This is a genomic window from Sphingomonas sp. ABOLG (assembly GCF_003950435.1).
GTDB lineage: Bacteria > Pseudomonadota > Alphaproteobacteria > Sphingomonadales > Sphingomonadaceae > Sphingomonas > Sphingomonas panaciterrae.
Window position 1 is genome coordinate 187,723 of record NZ_QQWW01000002.1, and the last position, 19,280, is coordinate 207,002.

General features: G+C 66.7%; 13 protein-coding genes. 8 read left to right on the forward strand and 5 right to left on the reverse strand.

Translation table 11 applies throughout. From position 1 onward, the window contains the following. Nucleotides 1–50: 50 nt before the first annotated feature. From mmsB to phaR, 3 genes are all read left to right on the forward strand, one after another. Nucleotides 51–968, forward strand: a complete 918-nt coding sequence (gene mmsB / locus CA236_RS02930; RefSeq protein ID WP_277600059.1) for a 3-hydroxyisobutyrate dehydrogenase — start codon at nt 51–53, stop codon at nt 966–968. Then, nucleotides 965–1,423 carry a GreA/GreB family elongation factor gene (locus tag CA236_RS02935; protein WP_125944470.1) on the forward strand — a complete coding sequence of 153 codons (459 nt, stop codon included), beginning with the start codon at nt 965–967 and terminating at the stop codon, nt 1,421–1,423. The genes mmsB and CA236_RS02935 overlap by 4 nt, the downstream gene beginning before the upstream one ends. Before the next feature lie 339 nt (nt 1,424–1,762). Continuing rightward, nucleotides 1,763–2,305, forward strand: a complete 543-nt coding sequence (gene phaR / locus CA236_RS02940) for a polyhydroxyalkanoate synthesis repressor PhaR (protein WP_046410158.1) — start codon at nt 1,763–1,765, stop codon at nt 2,303–2,305. Between the two features lie 40 nt (nt 2,306–2,345). Here phaR and CA236_RS02945 read toward each other — a convergent pair whose 3' ends face one another. From CA236_RS02945 to CA236_RS02970, 5 genes are all read right to left on the reverse strand, one after another. Further along, nucleotides 2,346–3,680, reverse strand: a complete 1,335-nt coding sequence (locus CA236_RS02945; protein ID WP_125944471.1) for an AAA family ATPase — start codon at nt 3,678–3,680, stop codon at nt 2,346–2,348. A 72-nt stretch (nt 3,681–3,752) separates the two neighbouring features. Further along, on the reverse strand, nt 3,753–5,159 hold the full coding sequence (locus tag CA236_RS02950) for an oligosaccharide flippase family protein (protein WP_164518834.1): 1,407 nt from the start codon (nt 5,157–5,159) through the stop codon (nt 3,753–3,755). A 50-nt stretch (nt 5,160–5,209) separates the two neighbouring features. Beyond that, nucleotides 5,210–6,688, reverse strand: a complete 1,479-nt coding sequence (locus CA236_RS02955; RefSeq protein ID WP_164518835.1) for an O-antigen ligase family protein — start codon at nt 6,686–6,688, stop codon at nt 5,210–5,212. 33 nt (nt 6,689–6,721) lie between these two features. Continuing rightward, nucleotides 6,722–7,840, reverse strand: coding sequence for a right-handed parallel beta-helix repeat-containing protein (locus tag CA236_RS02960; protein ID WP_046410163.1), 1,119 nt, complete (start codon nt 7,838–7,840; stop codon nt 6,722–6,724). Between the two features lie 875 nt (nt 7,841–8,715). After that, nucleotides 8,716–11,751, reverse strand: a complete 3,036-nt coding sequence (locus CA236_RS02970) for a TonB-dependent receptor (protein WP_241212495.1) — start codon at nt 11,749–11,751, stop codon at nt 8,716–8,718. A gap of 272 nt (nt 11,752–12,023) precedes the next feature. On the opposite strand from CA236_RS02970, the gene CA236_RS02975 reads away from it, so the two are divergent. The 5 genes from CA236_RS02975 (at nt 12,024) to CA236_RS02995 (ending at nt 19,280) form a co-directional block, all read left to right on the forward strand. Next, entirely contained in the window at nt 12,024–14,372 is a 2,349-nt protein-coding gene (locus tag CA236_RS02975) for a penicillin acylase family protein (protein ID WP_125944474.1), read from the forward strand. Continuing rightward, nucleotides 14,372–15,967 carry an amidohydrolase family protein gene (locus CA236_RS02980; protein WP_125944475.1) on the forward strand — a complete coding sequence of 532 codons (1,596 nt, stop codon included), beginning with the start codon at nt 14,372–14,374 and terminating at the stop codon, nt 15,965–15,967. Before CA236_RS02975 ends, CA236_RS02980 begins: the two co-directional genes overlap by 1 nt. 70 nt (nt 15,968–16,037) lie before the next feature. Then, the gene (gene dgcN, locus CA236_RS02985; RefSeq protein ID WP_125944476.1) at nt 16,038–17,057 is read left to right on the forward strand and encodes an N-acetyltransferase DgcN; all 1,020 of its coding nucleotides are present in this window, start codon (nt 16,038–16,040) and stop codon (nt 17,055–17,057) included. Continuing rightward, a complete protein-coding gene (dgcA, locus tag CA236_RS02990) occupies nt 17,041–18,033 on the forward strand; it encodes an N-acetyl-D-Glu racemase DgcA (RefSeq protein ID WP_125944477.1) in 993 nt (330 codons plus the stop codon). The genes dgcN and dgcA overlap by 17 nt, the downstream gene beginning before the upstream one ends. Further along, the gene (locus CA236_RS02995; protein ID WP_125944478.1) at nt 18,030–19,280 is read left to right on the forward strand and encodes a dicarboxylate/amino acid:cation symporter; all 1,251 of its coding nucleotides are present in this window, start codon (nt 18,030–18,032) and stop codon (nt 19,278–19,280) included. The genes dgcA and CA236_RS02995 overlap by 4 nt, the downstream gene beginning before the upstream one ends.

Sequence of the window (19,280 nt, forward strand, 5' to 3'; positions counted from 1 at the left end):
CCACCATTGAACAGCGGGGCGGGTGATCTCAGCTCCGCGGGACAAGGCGCCTGCCGCAGCGGCGCGGCGCTAAGGAGAAGAATATGGCACGCGTTGCATTCATTGGCCTGGGCAACATGGGCGGCGGCATGGCCGCGAACCTGGCCAAAGCCGGCCATGATGTGCGCGCCTTTGACCTCGATGCCGAAGCGCTCAATCGGGCGAAGCAGGCGGGGTGCCTGCCCGTTCAGAGCGCGGCAGAGGCCGTGGTCGGCGCGGAGGCCGTCATCACCATGCTCCCCGCTGGCGCCCATGTCGCCGCGACGTACAAGGAGGCCGTGTTCAGCAATGCGGCGCCGTCGGCCGTTCTGATCGACTGTTCCACCATCGACGTCGCAACCGCGCGCGAGCTGGCCGCGGCGGCGGCGACACGCGGGCTTGAGGCCGTCGATGCGCCCGTATCGGGCGGGATTGCCGCCGCCAATGGCGGCACGCTGACGTTCATGGTCGGCGGCACCGCAAAGGGGTTCGAAGAGGCGCAGCTCTATCTGGAAGCGATGGGCAAAGCGGTCATCCATGCCGGCGACAGCGGCGCGGGACAGGCCGTGAAGATGTGCAACAATTTGATCCTGGCGGGTACGATGATTGCGACCTGCGAGGGGCTGGCGCTGGCCGAGCGGCTGGGGCTGAACCTGCAGGTTTTCTACGACATCGCCAGCAAGGCGACGGCGCAGAGCTGGTCGCTCAACACCTATTGCCCGGTGCCGGGCGTCGGCCCGGAGAGTCCCGCCGACCGCAATTATGAGGGCGGGTTCGCCGCTGCTCTGATGCTCAAGGATCTTCGCCTCGCCATGGGGGCGGCGGAGCAGGCGGGCGTCGACCTGCCGTTCGGCACGCACGCGACCGAGCTGTACTCCTCGTTCGTCAATGGCGGCAACGCGGGAACCGATTTCTCCGGGATCATCCGCACGCTTCAGGGCAAGCCGTGAGCGTCGCCTTTCGCCGGGAGAGCGACGAGGAGCATCGGGAGCCGCGGTTCGAACTGCCGCTGCCCAGCGGACCCAATCTCGTCACCGAGCGCGGCCTTGCGCTCATCGAGGAGCGGATCGCGGCGCTGACCGAGGAACAATCCGGCGCGGACGAGATGCGCGCGACCGAGATCGCGCGCGAGCTTCGCTACTGGAATACGCGCCGCGTGACGGCGGTGCTCGCCCCGCGGCCGCCGGAGGACGAGGTGGCGTTTGGCAGCCGCGTCCGCTTCAGGCTCAACGGCAAGGAGCAGGAGATCGTCATCGTCGGTGATGACGAGGCTGATCCGGCAGCGGGGAAGGTCGCGTTCTCGGCACCGCTCGCCCGCGCATTGATCGGCGGTGCTGCGGACGAGGTGGTGGCGTTCAACGGACGCGAGGATGCGATCACGATTCTGGACGTTCGCCCGGACTGACCCGCGGCGGCCCGGGTCTGGTGGCCTGCCGCATGTGGAGGCTTTTCAGGACGCCTTGCCGTACGCGGGTCGAGCCGGGGCAAGGCCTTAGCATATTGGTCACTCGGTAATGCTGCGCAGCATGAGCAATCACGCGAAAACCGCTGCCGTGAGGGCGGGGAATGAATTCCGCGCCTGCCGCCAAGCTGCGGTCCGGCTTTGCAAGGATCGAGCGAAGCTAAGTTTCTGCATGCTGCACCGCTTTTGCGCAGCATGACACCGATGTCTCAAAGGTCAGACTTGTTGCAGCGCCATATGGGATGCTGTACCGCGGAAAAACATCATTAGCGGGGCAGCGCGATGAAGAAGCAGCATAGCGTAGATGGCGTGATCATCATCAAAAAATACGCCAACCGGCGCCTCTACAATACCGAAAGCTCTTCCTACATCACGCTCGAGCATCTCGCCGCGATGACCCGCGACGGCCGCGAGTTCAAGGTCGTCGACGCCAAGACCGACGAGGATATCACCCACAGCATCCTCACCCAGATCATCATGGAGGAGGAGGGACGCGGCGATCAGCCGATGCTGCCAGTGAACTTCCTGCGGCAGCTGATCTCGATGTACGGCGATTCGATGCAGGCCATGGTGCCCGGCTATCTGGAAGCGTCGATGGAAAGCTTCCGCCGCAACCAGGCGCAGTTCAAGTCGGCGGTCGAGGGCGCCTTTGCCGGATCGCCCTTTGCCGAAATGGCCAAGCGCAACATGGCGATGTTCGAAGCCGCGACCAGCGCGTTCAAGCCGGCGGCGACGGCAGCGCCGCCCGCGAGCAAGGATGATGAGATCGCCGCGCTGAAGGCGGAATTGTCCCGCCTTCAGGAGAAAGTGAACAAGCTGGGCTAAGACGGCCTACGCGCGCTACGTTGGCGAGAGCATTGGTCGGTCAGGTTGCGGCGTCGCTGCAGCTGCGCGCATGAGCGAGCATCAGTCGTACCCACAGGAACAGGGGTACGCCATCGTCGCTGAACACATAAGTGTCTGGTTCGTCGACGACGGGAACGATCAGGCCATATCTGTCATGAAGCGGCTGCAGGAGGGCTGACGTATTCGGCTGGCCGGCCGGATCACGCGGGATCTGCGCCACGGGCAGTCGAAAGCTGTTGATCAGGGACACCTGCGCGAGGCTGCCCAATGCCCGCTCGTGACCGTCCCGTATCGCTTCGTCCACACGCAATCTGGTGCCCGGCGCGATGCGTAGCTGGAGATGGTCAAGCACCTGACCCATTCCTCGTTCGACGTCATTGTGATCCACCCGGTCGGAGCGTCGCTCGAGCGCCGCAAACCCGGCATGCTGGGCGATGAGGCTGGCCAGATAAGGAAGCCCCAGTGCCGCCAGGCTGATGAGCTGCAGCGCCTTGGGCGTGAAGCTCATCCCGCTGGCTTGTTGTCCAGCGTTGATCAAGTCGGCGATCTCGTCCTGCGTCATGTTGGGCAGCAGCAGGCCCAGGATGTTGCGCCGGATCGAGGGTACATGCTCGATGATCTCGGTCAGGTTCTGCGCGACGCCCGCGATGATCAGCTGAACACGGCTGCCGCGGTCGGACAGGTTCTTGATGAGCTCTGCGATCGACCGGCGCAGATCGGCATCGCCCGCCCGGTCGAATTCATCGAGGACCACAAGCAGCCTCGTTCCGGCAAGCCGATCGAAGATGTCGGATACGAGATCCACCGTCAGCGGCTGATCGTCGAGCAGGTCCTTGAAGCTGAGGCCGGATTCGATCTCATTGGCGGTGGGATCATAGCTGTCGTGGAACAACAGCGGCGTGTCCGCCAGGATCGCGCGGAACAAGGCGTCGAAATTGCTGCGTTCACCGCAGGATACGTAGCGTACGAGATAACGGGATTCGCGGGCGATACCGCACAGGACGTGCAGCGTGGATGTCTTGCCGATGCCCCGCGGACCGAAGAGCACGACGTGCAAATATTGATCCTCCACCGCCCGTATGACGGTTCGAAGCAATTCACCCCGTCCAGCGAACCTCGTTGGCTCCATGACGGGTCGGGCGGGCGTGAAGGCCGCCCTTAGCCGGAGGCGAAGCTGGTCGTAGCTGCTGGTGCTGGGGGCGACGCGATCGACCGCTGTGCCGCGGAAACGGGGAAGGACATGCGCCGTGCGGCGCGGCGTTGCGACCGGCTGCTCGATGTGCGGCGCCGATCCGAGTTCCGGCGTGCTCGCCTGCTCTTGTGCCTGGCCGAACAGGGAAGACCACCATCGCATATCGTATTCCGCTCATTTTACCGTGCAGCATCGGTGATGCTGGGGGCGGGTTCCGGCAAGCGGGCTGGTCCGTTATGGATAGATCTTGCTTTGTTCCGCCGCTTTGTGCTGGCCGAGCCGAGGGATTGCAGCGAGGATTGAGGAGCGGTTTGCCGTCAATCCCGCGAGCCGCAGCCCGACAATTGCGAAAGGGGCGGCGAGCAACAGCGCATAATAGCCGTTCACACAGTGTGCGAGCAGGACGAGCGTGATCGAGGCAGCAAGAAGCGCCAGCGTGGCATAATAGCCATCGTGCATGCGGCCATGGGGCACGTTGGTGAACAGGCCAGCACAGTAGGCAGCGGCGAGTTCCGCGCCGATCCCCGCGAGGATCATGGCGTCGATCCTGCCGGTTGTTGCGGCGATCGCCAGTGCGGCCGGCACGCCGGCGAGCCGCACGATATTGGTGTAAAGCGGGCTGCGCGTTTCGGCAGAGGCAAGGGCAGCAATCGCGGGCGCGGCGCGAAATAGTCGCAAGGCGTTCAGGCAAGCGAGCGGCACGATGTACGCAGCCGCGGCATGAAAGCGGGCGCCGAACAGGAGGTCGAGCACGACCGCTCCGAGAAGCAGTGCGCCCACCGTCAAGGTCATTGCCAACAGCGCGGAAAGGGTGATCAGGACGGTGTAGAGATGTGCATGATCCTGCGGCCTTGCCTGTGTTTTCGCCAGTGCGGGCAGCGCCAGCGTCTGGAGGGACTTGGCGGCGAGATTACTGGGGATCATCGTCAGCATCAGCGCCGCGCTGAACCACCCCAGGGATTCCGGGCCGAACCTATTGAGGGCGATCATCCGGTCGCCGTTGAGGATGAAGAACATCAACAGGCCGTTCACCACCAGCGGCCAGCCGAAGCGGAAGGCATGCCGGGCGATCGTGCCGTCGAAGCTGACCCGATAGCTATGCTGGACACCGACGTGGGAGAGGGCGACCGCGCTCACCTGTTGCGTGAGGATGGCGGCTAGGGCGACGCGGTGATCGTGGAGAAACCAATAGGCTGGCAGGATGGCGAGCAGGCCTATGGGTTGCGAGAGCAGCGACCGCAGCGCTTGCGGGGCGAAGTGTCCATCGCGCTGCATTCGAAAAATATCTAGGTTTGTGAAGGCGTTGATGAGCGGAACGACGGTGAGGATCAGGTAGTCGCCGGTCTGGCTGAGGGTATTGGTGGCCGCGGCGAAGATGAGGGCGACCAGTATGAGAAGGGTGGACGCCATGAAGCTGACCACGAGTTGCGCGCCGTGGAGGTTGGAGACGAAGGCAGGATCGCCGGCACGGGGATCCTGCACCACCAGACGGTTCAGGCCAACGTTCTGAAATGTTTCCACAATCGTCATCAATATGGCGAAGGTGGCGGCGAGGCCGAACTCCGTCACCGAGAGCAAGCGGGCGAGCAGGACGTTGCGCGCGAGGACCGCGGCGACATCCACGCAGTTGCTGAACAGCACGATCGATCCTGATCGCAATAAGCGCACGGTGATGGATTCCTTGCCTTGGATCAGGATGGCAGTGGCGCGAAATGGCCAGCGGCAACGGGGGGAGCGGCCTGTCCCCGGCGCACTTTGGCCTCGTTCCGAGGACGAGCGGCCTCGACCAGCCAGCCGCCCGTGCCGAGCACGAACATCAGCCATATGTAGCTGTTGTTCCACAGGTGAACGCTGACGATGGCGACCATCGTCGCGACGACGGCGAAGACGTAACCGAGGCGGATTGCCGCCTCATCGTCCCCGGCTGTGCCGCCCTTTGATGCGCGGAACAATGTGAGCATGAACACGGACGCCAGCAGGGCGAGGCCGACCAGCCCGTAACGGTAGGCGATGACGAGCCAGAAATTGTCCATGCTGTTGCTCATGTACGCCGGCCGTTCCCATTCGTCGGTGCCGTGGCCGATCAGCGGGCTGCGCATCACGTCTGCCGTGCCGAATTCCCAGATCAGGATGCGGTTGTAGGAGTTGCGGGTGTTGAAGGTGGCGTAGTCGACGAAGAGGTGAAACGGTGTTCGATCCGACAGCAGGTCGGTCACGACAAAGGCGGCGACGCACAGGGCGATGAGGATGATCCAGCGGCGCTGGACGCGGCGGAGCAGCAGGTTCCAGGTCATCAGCGCGAACTGGACGTTCATGCTGAGCAGCGCGCCGGTGGACAGCGAGGTCAGCGTGGCTATGGCCACGGTCGACGCGATGCCGCTGCGGAACGCGAGCGTGCGACGGGCGGCGGTGATGTAGATTGCCGGCGCCATCAAGGTTGCACAGAAGACGCCGAGGAGGATCGGGTGTTCGAACACGCCCTGCGCGCGGCTGAAGCCCCAGCGTTCCTCCATATAGGTGGGTGCGAGTGCCTGTCCGAAGCGGCCGGCCAGATCGAGCAGCGGCTTCGTTCCGCTGACCGATTCCCAGATGAGGAAGGGGGCGAGCAGGATGACGCCGACGATCGCGACCGCGAAGGTGTAGCGCATCGAGGGTGCGTCGCGCACCAGCACGCGGCCCGCAAAATAAGCGCCGGCGCTTTGCAACAATACGACGCCGGCCGGCTCGATCGCGTCGCGCGGGTCGAGCAGGAGGAAGCGGGTGGCGGCGGCCCAGATGGCGAAGGCCAGCACGAGGGCGTCGATCACCGACCGCTGCCCCGCGCGGCCGACTGCCCACAGGCCCAACATTACCGGCAAGGTGACGATCAGGAGGATCAAGGAGGGCGAGAGCCGGATCGATCCGACATCGTAGAGCGACGGCAGGAAAAGAGTGGCGATGAAGCCGATGATCATCAGCCGGCGGGCAAGCGACGAATGCGCAGGTGCTGCCGCCATCTCCGTCGGCAGCAAGGGTGTATCGAGCGGCTGCCGCTCCACTGCGGTGTCGGTACGGACGAGCCGCCCATTGTGGACGCGGACGAGCGGCCCCTTGCGCTGAGGCCCACGCGCACGGGAAGCGGGCGTCACCATAGGGCGGCGGAGCGCGAGCGGCCGGTTCAGATCAGTCACTGGCGGGCTGCCATCCCGGCGGCGCGCGGCGCGTCACAGGCCGGGCGCCTGTTGCCGCCACGTCGCATGATAACCGGCCATCGAGCGGTTGCTGATCCAGCGGCGCAGCGCGGAACGGCCGCGGTCGCCGGTGACCGGCATGACCGTGTTGCTGGGCGGCGTGACCGGGGCGGCCGTGCCGATCAGGTAGAGCGGCGCGGCATTGCCGGTGAGGCGAGCGCCCTCCTGAACCCGAATCCAGCTTTTCTGATCGGGGAAGCGCGCGACCACATTGTCCTTCACCACCAGCGAGGGGCTTTTCGACAGGACGGCAATGCCATTGTACATCGCGCCGATGACGATGTTGTCGGCGATCACGACGTCGCGATAGGGCAGGCCGGACTTTTCATCGCGCAGGAAGATGCCCTGCATTGCAGCGCCGGCCCCGCGATCGATGATGTTGCCGCGGATCGTGATGTTCGATGCGGCGCTGCCCTGACGCGAGGTCCACATCTGAATGCCGTCGGGGTGATCGCCCGGCGCCGGGGCAAAATCGGTGATCACATTCTCGGCGATGACGATGTGCGAATTGCCGCCGCCGCGCACGCCATCCATCCGCAGATGGTGAAGGTAATTGCCGGTGATCGTCGCGTTATGCGTGTCGAGCAGCGAAATGGCCGTAAAGGAATTGGTGAATTCCGACCGGGTGATGCCGACATCCCGGCTGTCGCGGACGAGCAGAAGCTTGTCCTGCGCGCGGCCGATCGGACCGGGGCGGCCGGTGACTCGAACCTGATCGAGCGACACATCGTGCACCCGGTGCAGGGTGAAGCCATGCTGCACCGGTGATCCCGCGCTGCGCAGGGTGAGGCCGGAGAGCGTGAGATTGCCGCTGTTGCGCAGGAAGAGCCCGGTGAGGATCGCCGGGTCGGCGGGATCGCGCGAGGTGAGCGTCACCACGCGGCCCGGACTGATGTTTTGCAGGGTGACGGGCGGGTAAAGCCCCGGCGCGAGCCGGATGCGCTCCCCACCCCGTGCCTGGCGTACCGCGGCGACCAGTTGCGGCGCCGTGCTGACGATCAGTTCACGCTTATCGGGCGCGGTGACGACCGAGGTGCTGGCGAGGAAGATCGTCGCCAGACCGAACAGGGGCGGGATGACATGTGCCGACATGAACGCTCGACCCTTCCCCCCTTCGCAGATCCGGGGATGTCTCTAACCGCGCCGCGCCACTGCCGGCAGGAGTTAGCGCAGGAACGGATCAACCTCGCACCGCGTCGGAGCGAATGGCCGATATTCAGCGGGGCAGACAGTCGGCCGGGAGGGGGCATTGATCGTGGATCTGCGCGAAATGTTGCTGCGCCGTTTGTACGGCGGCCGGCGGATGCATCGCTGGTACCTGCGGCTGATCAAGCGCTGGGAGGGGGGCGAGCTCCACTCCCGTCATTTGCGCGCGATGCTGCAACGGCAGCACGGGGTTTCGGTGGGTGATTATTCCTATGGGCCCATCCTGCGCCCCGGCCTGTTGCCGCGAGGAACGCAGGTGGGGCGATGGTGTTCGGTCGGGCAGGGGCTGATCGTGCGGCGGCGGGACCATCCGATCGGGCGGATCACGCAGCATCCGTTCTTCTACAATGCGAAGCTGGGGCTGGTGCCGCGCGACACGATCGGCGCGGAGGCCGATAATCCGCTGACCATCGGCAATGACGTGTGGATCGGGGATCGCGTGACGATCGTCGGCGGGTGCCGATCGGTCGGCGACGGCGCGGTGATCGCGGCGGGGGCAGTGGTCACGCGTGACGTGGCGCCGTTCTCGATCGTTGGCGGCGTGCCCGCGCGGGTGATCGGCCGGCGCTTTTCGCCCGAGGTGGCGGATCGGATCGCCCGGTCACGCTGGTGGACGCTGGACCTGGAGACGGTCGCTGGGTGGGGCGAAGCCCTGATGCAAAACATCACCCCCGAACTGGCGGAGGTGATGCTGTCACGTTGCGTTGCCTTGGGAGCAGCGGCCGCCACGCCCCCGGAGGAGCGTAGCGGCGCATCTGCGATCAGCGGGTCTGCATCCGCAGGCCGATGCGGAACTGACGACCCAGCAGGTCCGAATAGGTGCTGTTCGCAGCCAGGCCCGTTTCCGGGAGCAACAGCGGCCAACGATCGAACAGGTTGGTCACGTTGACGAAGAACTGAGCGTCCGCGTCGCCGAAGCGGACCTTCTGCGTCAGGTTGAGATCGGCGTAGAACACACCCGACACGCGGTTCACGTCATAGGTCGGCTGTTGCGGCGTCGAGATCGGGCACCCGCTGGTGCATTCGATGCCGGTGGCGACATATTTGCCCGCGCTGACGCCGCGACCCGTTGCCGTGATCGCGAAGTTCGGCGTGTCGTAGGTTGCCGTGAAGCGATAGATCCAGTCCGGCGTGGTGGACTGGCCGCCGTTCACGCCGACCGAGTTGGTGATCACCGCCTGCGGCACGCCGCTGTCGAGGATGTTGTCGATATAGCGGGTGGCGACGCCGCGCAGGGTGAGGTTCCCGTCCGTGTCGCCGAACAGGCGGTCGAGCGGCAGGCGGTAGGATGCGTCGATGTCGACGCCGCGCACGACCTGGCTCGCCGCGTTGAACGGCTGGCTGCGGATCAGCAGGTACGGCTGGCCCGGGACCGAGCGCGCGGGATCCTCGGAGATCGCGTCGCACAGGGCCGTATTGCCGGAGTCGCAGAGGTTGACGATGTCCTGCGCGCTGAACGTGGTGATGCCGTCCTTGATGTCGATGTCGAAGTAATCGACCGACAGCGCGAAGCCGGGGATGAAGCGCGGCGTCAGGACGACACCGGCATTCCACGAGTCCGACTTTTCCACGCCCAGGCGCGGGTTGCCGGTGACGAGGCCCGAGTAGCCGAAGCTGGCCGGACCATTGGCGCCGTCGGCGGTATAGGCCGGGTTGCGGACCGAATCGCTGTTCGCGGAGCCGCCCTGATACAGTTCGTTCAGGTTGGGTGCGCGAATGTCACGCGAGCGGGTGACACGGACGCGGAAGTCGTCGATCGGCTGCCAGGTGGCGCCGGCCTTCCACGTGGTGACATAGCCAGCCGTGGAATAGTCGGTCGCGCGGACTGCGCCGTTGAACTCGAGACCGGCGCCGAGCGGCACCACCGTTTCGAGGAAAACCTCCTTCACATTGTAGCTGCCGTTGGTGGGCAGGTAGTTGCCGACCGACCAGGCGTTGGACGTCGTGGGGTTGCCGGCGGCGTTGGTGGTCGCAATCGGCTGGAACTCGGTCGGCACGAAGCCGCGGATCTTTTCCTCACGATATTCGGCGCCGATCGCGACGCTGACCTCGCCCGCCCAGGTGCGGAACGGCGAGGCAGAGACGTTGAAGCCGGCGTTGTACTGCTCGACCACTTCGTCACGGTACGGATCGCCGAGGACGTAGTTGAAGGCGGCCGGATTGGCGACGCCAAGGCCCAGGCGGTTCAGCGGAACGCAGTTCGGGTCGTTGTTGCTGGGATTGCTGTCGACGTTGATCGCGCACTGGATCGAGCCGGTCGCGAAGTTGCCCGGATTGCCGGCGGGCGCGAACACCGCGTTGGTGGCATTGGCCATCCGGCTGATGTTCATGATGTTGCGCAGCTGTTCACGCAGGTCCGCGCGGCCGTACTGGCCGAAGACGTTCCACACCGCGTTGCTGCCGAACACCTCGGTGCTGCCCTCTGCGCCGATGGCGTAGCGCTGCACCTCGCGCTTGTTGTTGATCGCGCGGAACGGCAGGTCAGCCGCGGTGGTGGCGAGCGTCACACCGGTGATGCCGGTCAGCGCCGCCGGGCCAAGCGTGTTGTAGAGGAACGCGTTGCAGTTGGGGCCGACGGGCACGGTGGTGCAGCCGGTTGCGTTCAGCGCAATGCCGGTCTGCAGGTTCGGGCCGGCGTTGAAGAAGATTTCCTGCGTGTTGTACGAACCCTCGGCGAACACCTCGATATCGTCGGCGATTTCGTAGCTGGCGCGTGCGAAGATGCCGCGACGGTCGTCTTCCGGGCTGAGGCCAATGCGGCGGCCCGAGTCATTCAGGCGCCAGTCGCCGCCCTGCGTCAGCGTCGGCGGGGCCGTGCCGGTCGGCGACGGGAAGGTCAGCGCGCCATATTGATACTGGCCGATCGCGCCGTTGTAGCCGAAATAGGTGCCGCGCAGGCTGTTCGCGCGCGCGCCGGTCGAGGCGGTGATGAGGCCGCCCGGCGTGGAGTTCGCCGCGCCGACCTGGCGACGGATCAGGAACTGCGGCTCGGTGCTGTTGGCGGACCAGTTCGGGTTCTGGATGCGGACGTAGCCGGTGGCGTTCCAGTCGCGATCGACGCGGAAGATGCCGTCCTGATGCGCGAGCTCTGCGTTGAGCAGCAGGTGGCCGCGGCCCTCGCTGCCCCAGGAGAGGCCGCCGGTGACGCTGAACGAGTAATTGCCGCCGTCACCCTTGTCGGTGATGCCGCTGTCGATCGCGACCTTCAGGCCCGAATACTTCTTGTCGAGGACGAAGTTGACGACGCCGGCGACGGCGTCCGAACCATAGGCCGACGAGGCGCCGCCGGTGACGACCTCCACGCTCTTGATCAGTGCCTGCGGGATCGTGTTGACGTCGACGAGCCCGGTGACGGTCGAGGCGACCGAGCGGCGGCCGTCGAGCAGCACCAGCGTGCGCGTTTCGCCGAGGTTGCGCAGGTTCAGCGCGTTGATGCCGGCCTGACCGCTGGAAAGGTTGAGGCGAGAGTTCGCCGGGCGGGTGGAGCCCGCCAGCGACGGCAGCTGATTGACGAAATCGGCGACGTTGTTCGACGGCGAGGAATTCTGGATTTCCTGCTGCGTCAGGACGGTCAGCGGGGTGGGCGCCTGGAAGCCATCACGGACGATGCGCGTGCCGGTGACGATGACGTCCGGGCCATTGCCGTCGTTGCTGGTCCCGGGTGCCGGATCGCCGATCTGCGCCGTGGCGGTGCTTGAAGGCTGCGTCTGCGCAGCGGCAGGCGCCGCGAGCCCCGAAGCGAGCGCGAGCAGCGCCGTTCCCGTCAGCATTGTTCTGGACAAGATAATATCACGCACGTGCCGTCCCCCGAAAGCTTTTGTTACCTGTGCCTACCTGCATGCGTCATGCTGTTGTCGCAGATCGCCGATAGGGTGGAACGTGCCGGTAGGAGCGGAAAGCCGTCAAGGGAAGATCGGCCTACCTGTGTTTGTTGATCCATAGATCAGGCATATGGGTGCGAGCCTTAGGGCGGCGCATAACCGGCCGCTATAAGGCGTGACCTGCTTGTCATGGACGCGGCCCGCCTCACGCGGTTAGCCTGCGGCATACCCACAAGGAAAGGATAGCAATGCTCGACCGGCGCCTATTTCTGCTTGGTTCGGCGGCGACCGTGCTGGTGTCTGCTGCCTGCCACGGCCAGTCGGCGCCGGTGCAAGGGACCAGCCGTGTTGCCGGCCTTTCCGCACCGGTCGAGATCATCGACGACCGCTGGGGCGTGCCGCATATCCGCGCGCAGACGAAGCCGGACGCGTTCTTCGGCCAGGGCTATGTCGTGGCGCGCGACCGCCTGTTCCAGATCGACCTGGCGCATCGCCGCGAACTGGGCCGGATGGCCGAAGCGTTCGGCCCCGAGTTCGCCAAGCACGATGCGGTGGCGCGGCTGTTCCATTACCGCGGCGACCTGGACGCCGAGCTGGCGCGGGTGCCCAAGGAGGTGCGCGACGCCGTCGCCGGCTATATCGCGGGGATCAACGCGCGGATCGCGGAGGTGGAGAAGAACCCCGCGCTGCTGCCGCCGGAATATCGCATCCTGGGCGTCAAGCCGCTGCGCTGGGACATCCGCGACCTGGTGCGCGCGCGTGGCAGTTCGATGGGCAATGCCGATGACGAGATCCGCCGCGCGAAGCTGGCCGCGCTGGGGATGCTGGAGCTGGACGCGGTGATCGCACCGCTCCGTCCCACTTGGAAGCTGGCGGTGCCAGAGGGACTGGATACGTCCAAGGTGAGCGACGCGGACCTCGGCGTGCTTCAGCTCGGCCGGCTGCCGTTCGGGCCGGACACGCCGACGCGCGAGCCGGAGGAGGATCTGGACCGGGCGCAGGCGGGGTCGAACGCCTGGACCATCGCGGGCAGCCGCACCACCACTGGGCGCCCAATCCTGGCCAACGACCCGCATCTGGGCATCGGCGGCTTTGGCCCGCGGCACGTGGCGCACCTGACCGCGCCGGGGCTGGACGTGATTGGCGGCGGCGCACCGGGGCTGCCGGGCATCATGCAGGGGCATACCGATCGCTTCGCCTTTGGCCGGACGAACTTCCACATCGACCAGCAGGACCTGTTCGTGCTCGAGCTCGATCCGAAGGATCCCGAGCGGTATCGCCACGAGGGCGGATGGAAAAGGTTCGAGCGGGTCGAGGAAGTGATCCCGGTCAAGGGCGGGCCGGCGCAGAAGGTCGTGCTGCGCTATGCCGTGCAGGGGCCGGTGATCATGCACGATCCGGCCAAGGGGCGGGCGACCGCGCTCGGCTCGATCGGGATGCAGCCGGGCGGTTCCGGATCGTTCGCGATGGTGGCGATCAACCTGTCGCGCGATTGGAACAGCCTGAAGGAAGCGTTCAAGCTGCACCCGTCGCCGACCAATTTCCATTATGCCGATGTGGACGGCAATCACGGCTGGCAGGTGATCGGCTTCGTGCCCCAGCGCAAGAAGGGCGACGGGCTGATGCCGGTGCCGGGTGACGGGCGGTATGACTGGAACAGCTATCGCGATTTCCGCGCGCTGCCGAGCGAGTTCAACCCGCAGAAGGGCTGGTTCGCCTCCGCCAACCAGAACAATCTGCCGGCGGACTGGCCGCGCGAAAAGATCCCGGCCTACTCGTTCCGCGATCCCTATCGCTACGAACGCGTCGCCGAGGTGCTTGGCTCGCACCAGCGCCATTCGGTCGCCAGCAGCGTGGCGTTGCAGTTTGACACGCTGTCGACCCCGGCCAAGCAGTTCCTGGCGTTGCTGCCCAAGCAGCCATCCGCTGGCGCGGCGCCGGCGGTGAAGATGCTGTCCGGATGGGACGCGAAGCTCGACCGGGATAGCGGCGCGGCGGCGCTGTACGAGATCGTGTGGCGTGACCTGGGCAAGCGGATGCTGGCAGAGATCGTGCCGGAAAAGGCCAAGGGGCTGGTCGACGAGATCGCGCCGTCCGAGCTGCTGCGCCGCGCGGCGAGCCGTCCGGCGATGGTGGACGCCGCGCTGGCGAGCGGCTGGGCCGAGGCGCAGCGGCTGATGGGCAGCGATCCCGCGGGGTGGCGCTGGGGCACGTTGCATCAGGTGCGGATCGCGCACCCGCTGTCGAGCATCCCGGCGATCGCCGCGGCCTTCCCGCCGATCGAGGGCGAGGGATCGGGCGGCGACAGCTACACCGTCATGGCGCGGTGGCTGGGCAACGGGCCTGGCTGGCGCACGGGTGGCGGCGCAAGCTACCTCCATGTCATCGACGTGGGCGACTGGGACAAATCGGTGATGCTGAACCTGCCGGGCCAGTCGAACGACCCGCGCTCGCCGCATTATCGCGATCAGTATGCGCCGTGGATCAAGGGCGAGATGCAGCCGATGCCGTTCAGCCGCGCGGCGGTGGATGCGGTGGCGGCCAGCCGGTCGACGCTGATGCCGCAGGGGCCGGCGACGAAGGGGAAGGGCAAGTGATGCGCGTGGCATTGAAGGCCGGCGTGGCGATCGGATCGCTGCTGGCGCTGGGCGCCGCGAGCGGGCCGAACGTCGATGTCGTGATCCGCGGCGGGACGATCTATACCGGCGCCGAGACGCCGCCGATCACCGGCGACGTCGAGATCGCCGGCGACCGAATCGTCTATGTCGGCCCGAGCCGGGGTACGCGCGCCGGGCAGATCGTGGAGGCCAAGGGGCAGATCGTGGCGCCCGGCTTCATCGACGCGCATACCCATCCCGACAGCTATATCCGTTCCGATGATCCCAAGGTGCGGTTGAACCTGCCGTGGCTGGCGCAGGGCGTGTCGACGATCGTGATCGGGGTCGACGGCTATGGCACGCCCGACGTGGGTGATGACGCGCGCAAGCTGGAGGCGAGCGGGATCGGGACCAATGTGGTGCCGTTCGTCGGCTTTGGCGGGATCCGGCAGCGCGTGCTGGGCAAGGCCGATCGCGCGCCGACGCCGGCCGAGCTGGCGGAGGAAAAAAGGCTGGCGGCGAAGGCGATGTGCGAGGGTGCCTATGGCATGTCCGCCGGGCTGTTCTATCCGCCGCAGAGCTTTGCCAAGACCGACGAGGTTGCGGCCGTGGCGGCCGAGGTGGGCAAGCGCGGTGGCATGTACGACAGCCACCAGCGCGACGAATCCAACTATAATATCGGCCTGATCGCCTCGACGAAGGAAGCGATCGAGATCGGGCGGCGCGCCGAGACGCCGGTGCATTTCGCGCATCTGAAGGCGCTGGGCGTCGATTTGCATGGCAAAGCGCCCGAATTGATCCGCACGATCGAGGAAGCGCGTGCGGCGGGGCAGGATGTGACCGCCGATCAATATCCCTGGCTTGCGAGCGGTTCGAGCGTCGATGCCTCGCTGGTCCCGGCCTGGGCGGTTGATGGCGGCTATCAGGCGATGATCAAGCGGTTCGACACGCCCGCGACGATGGCGAAGATCAGGACTGAGATGCGCGAGAATTTGCGTCGGCGCGGCGGGGCGGAATCGCTGCTGCTGATCTCTCAGGGGCAGCCTTGGACCGGCAAGACGCTGGCGCAGATGGCGGCGGCGTGGAAGCTCGACCCGATCGATGCCGCGATCCGCATCCTGCGGGTGGCCAATGCCAAGGGCACCGATCCCGCCGGCGCTGGGGTTGCGAGTTTCAACATGGCGGAGGGCGACGTCGACCTCATCATGAAGCAGCCGTGGGTCGTCACCTCCTCCGACGGATCAAACGGGCATCCGCGGCAATATGCGACCTTCCCCAAACTGTATCAGGATTATGTCGTGAAGCGGCCGGTGATCACGCTGGCGCAGTTCATCCGCCGATCGAGCGGGGCGACCGCCGACATGTATCGCATCAAGGATCGTGGCTATCTGAAGCCCGGCGCCTTTGCCGATGTCGTGGTGTTCGATCCCGTCGGCTATACCCCGCGGGCCGATTACATCCGCCCGCGCGAGCCGAGTGCCGGCGTCAGCGCCTTGTTCGTCAACGGCAAGCTGGCGCTGAAGGACGGAGCCGTCACCGGGGCGGCGGCGGGGCGCGCGCTGCTGCGGCCGCGCCCGGCAAATTGCGGGGAATAGCCTTGCGTTATAGGCAAAGCTGCGAGCATGATTGGCGGGGCACCGTCAGCGGCATCTATCGTCCTGCGCTATGACCATTCCGGCACCATATCTGCTGTACCTGGGCCATTCGGACGACGAATTCGGCCTGAAAACCTCGCGCGGCCTCGCCACGTTCCGACGCGAGGATTGCGTCGGCGAGTGGCGGCATGACGATTGCCCGTTCAGTTTCGACCTGCCGCGCATGGACGCGGCGGCCGGGGCGGCGGCGGGCGCTCGCACGCTGGTGCTGGGCATCGCCAATGCGGGCGGACGCTTCCCCGAGTGGATGATGGCCGATGCGCTGGCCGCAATCGCGGCGGGGATGAACCTGGCCTGCGGGCTTCACCAGCGGCTGAAGGATGAGCCCCGGCTGGTGGAGGCGGCCAAGGCCGCTGGCGTGCAGCTGTTCGACATCCGCGATCCTCGGCCGGACCTTCCGGTCGGCAACGGCAAGAAGCGGGCGGGCAAGCGGCTGCTGACCGTCGGTACCGATTGTTCGGTCGGCAAGATGTACACCACCTTGTGCCTGCGCGATGCGCTGCGCGCGCGCGGGATCGCCGCCGATTTCCGGGCGACCGGGCAGACCGGCATCCTGATCGCCGGCGACGGCGTGCCGCTCGACGCGGTGGTGGCCGATTTCATTGCGGGCGCGATCGAGGACCTGTCGCCGGCGCGCAGCGACGATGGCTGGGACCTGATCGAGGGGCAGGGTTCGCTGTTCCACCCGGCGTTCGCCGGCGTCTCGACCGGGCTGCTGCATGGTGCGCAGCCGCAGGCGCTGGTGATGTGCCACGATCCGACCCGCCCGCACATGCGCGGCCTGCCGCATTATCCGCTGGTCGACCTTGCCGAGTGCATCGACGCGAACCTGCGCGTCGCGCGGCTGACCAGCCCGGCGGTGCGCTTCGTCGGGATCGCGCTGAACACCGCCAAGCTGGGCGAGGGCGAGGCGCGCGACCTGCTGGCGGCGACGAGCGAGGCGCATGGCCTGCCGTGCACCGACCCGTTCCGCTTTGGTGCCGACCCGATCATCGATCATCTGCTGGCGACCGATGCGCCGAACGCTTGACGCCCGCCACGACGGCTTTGCGCTGCACACCCCGTTCCGCATCTCGCGGGGGGTGAAGACGGTCGCCGATGTGGTGACCGTCACGGTGCGCGAGGGCGAGCTGGTCGGGCGCGGCGAGGGTGTTCCCTATCCGCGCTATGGCGAGACGGTCGACAGATCGCTGGTGGCGATTGCCGGGATGCGCGCGCTGGTGGAGGCAGGCGCCTCCCGCGAGGAACTCGCCGCGGCGATGCCGGCGGGGGCGGCGCGCAATGCGATCGATTGCGCATTGTGGGACCTTGAAGCGAAGCGCGCGGGTACGAGCGTCGCGGCGCTGGCGGGATGCCGGGCGCCCGAGGCGCTGGCCTCCGCGATCACCATCGGGATCGACACGCCCGAGGCGATGGCGGCGGTGGCGCAGCGCCACACGTCGGTGCCGCTGCTGAAGGTGAAGCTGAACCGCGAGGAAGCGGAGGCGCAGCTGGCCGCCGTGCGCGCAGTGGCGCCGCTGCCGCGGCTGATCGTCGACCCCAATGAAAGCTGGCGTGTCGAGGATGTCGCGCGATGGCAGGACATGTTGCTGGCGCACCGTGTCGACCTGCTCGAACAGCCGGTTCCGGCGGATGATGACGCCGGGCTGGAAGGGCTGGGCAGCCGGATCCCGATCTGCGCCGACGAGGCGCTGCATACCCGTGCGGACCTGCCGCGGCTGCGTGGCCGCTATGATTACGTCAACATCAAGCTCGACAAGACGGGCGGTCTGACCGAAGCGCTGGCGCTCGCCGATGCGGCGCTGGGGATGGGGTTTGGCCTGATGGTGGGGTGCATGGTGTCGTCGTCGCTGGGCATTGCGCCTGCGATGCTGGTCGCGGAGCGCGCGTCGTTCGTCGATCTGGACGGGCCCTTGTGGCTGGCCGCTGATCGCGAAGGCGGGGTGCGTGACGAGGCCGGCTGGATGCAGCCGCCGGCGCCCGGTTTCTGGGGAACGCCCGCGTGACCATCCTGCGTGGATGGTTCGCGATAACTTTGTGGAAGCGGGTGGTGGCCGGGCTGGTGCTCGGCGCGCTGCTCGGCATGTTCTGGCCCGACGCGGCGCCGGCGGTGAAGATCGTCGGCGACCTGTTCGTCCGGCTGATCAAGATGCTGGTCGTGCCGGTGGTGCTGATCACCATCGCCGCGGGCATTGCCGGCCTGGGCGACCCGCGCCGGCTGGGGCCGATCGGCGGGCGCACGATCGGGCTGTTCGCGCTGACGACGCTGATCGCGGTGTCGCTGGGCATGGCGGTCGGCCTGCTGGTCCAGCCGGGCGAGGGGATCGCGCTGGCGGGTGTCGCGCCGCACGTACTGGGCGCGGCGGTGTCGCCAAGCGACCAGTTGCTGTCGATCGTGCCGGCCAACATCATCGAGGCGCTGGCCCGCGGCGACATGCTGGCGATCATCTTCACCGCCATCCTGCTGGGGATCGGCAGCGTGCTGGCGGGGGAGGCGGGCAAGCCGGTCGTCGCCTTGCTTCAGGGTCTGGCCGCGGTGCTGATGCATATCGTGCGGATCGTGATGGAAGTGACGCCGTTCGGTGTCTTCGCGCTGATCGCCAATGCGGTGGCGGCCAACGGCGCGGCGGTGTTCGTCAATGTTGGCTGGCTGGCGCTGTGCGTCATCGTCGCCTCGCTGGCGCAGATGCTGGTGGTGCATGCGGGGCTGATCGCGCTGGTCGCGCGATTGCCGGTGGTGCGGTTCTTCCGCGGCATCGTCGATGCGCTGGCGATCGCATTCTCGACGGCATCCTCCTCCGCAACGCTGCCTGTGGCGCTGCGCGTGGCGCACGACAATCTGGGCGTTGCGCGGCCCGTCGCCTCAACGGTGCTGCCGCTGGGTGCGGCGATCGGCAAGGACGGGACGGCGATGTACGTCGGGCTGCTGGGTCAGTTCGCGCTTCAGGCGCTGGGCATCATTCCCGATGCGCAGATGCTGGTGGTGATGCTGGCGACGGGGGCGCTGGCGGCGTTTGGCACGGCGCCGGTGCCCTCCGCCTCGCTGTTCATGCTGGCGGCGATGCTGTCGGCGGTGGGCGTATCGCCCGAGCAGACCGCGCTGGTCGTCGGACTGGTGCTGCCGTTCGACCGGCTGCTCGACATGACGCGCACCGTGCCGTCAGCCTCCGCCAATTTGACCGTCGCGACGCTGGTGGCGAAGGCCGAAGGGGCGCTGGACGAAGCCAGGTTCAGGGGGCGGGTGGTAGAGTGA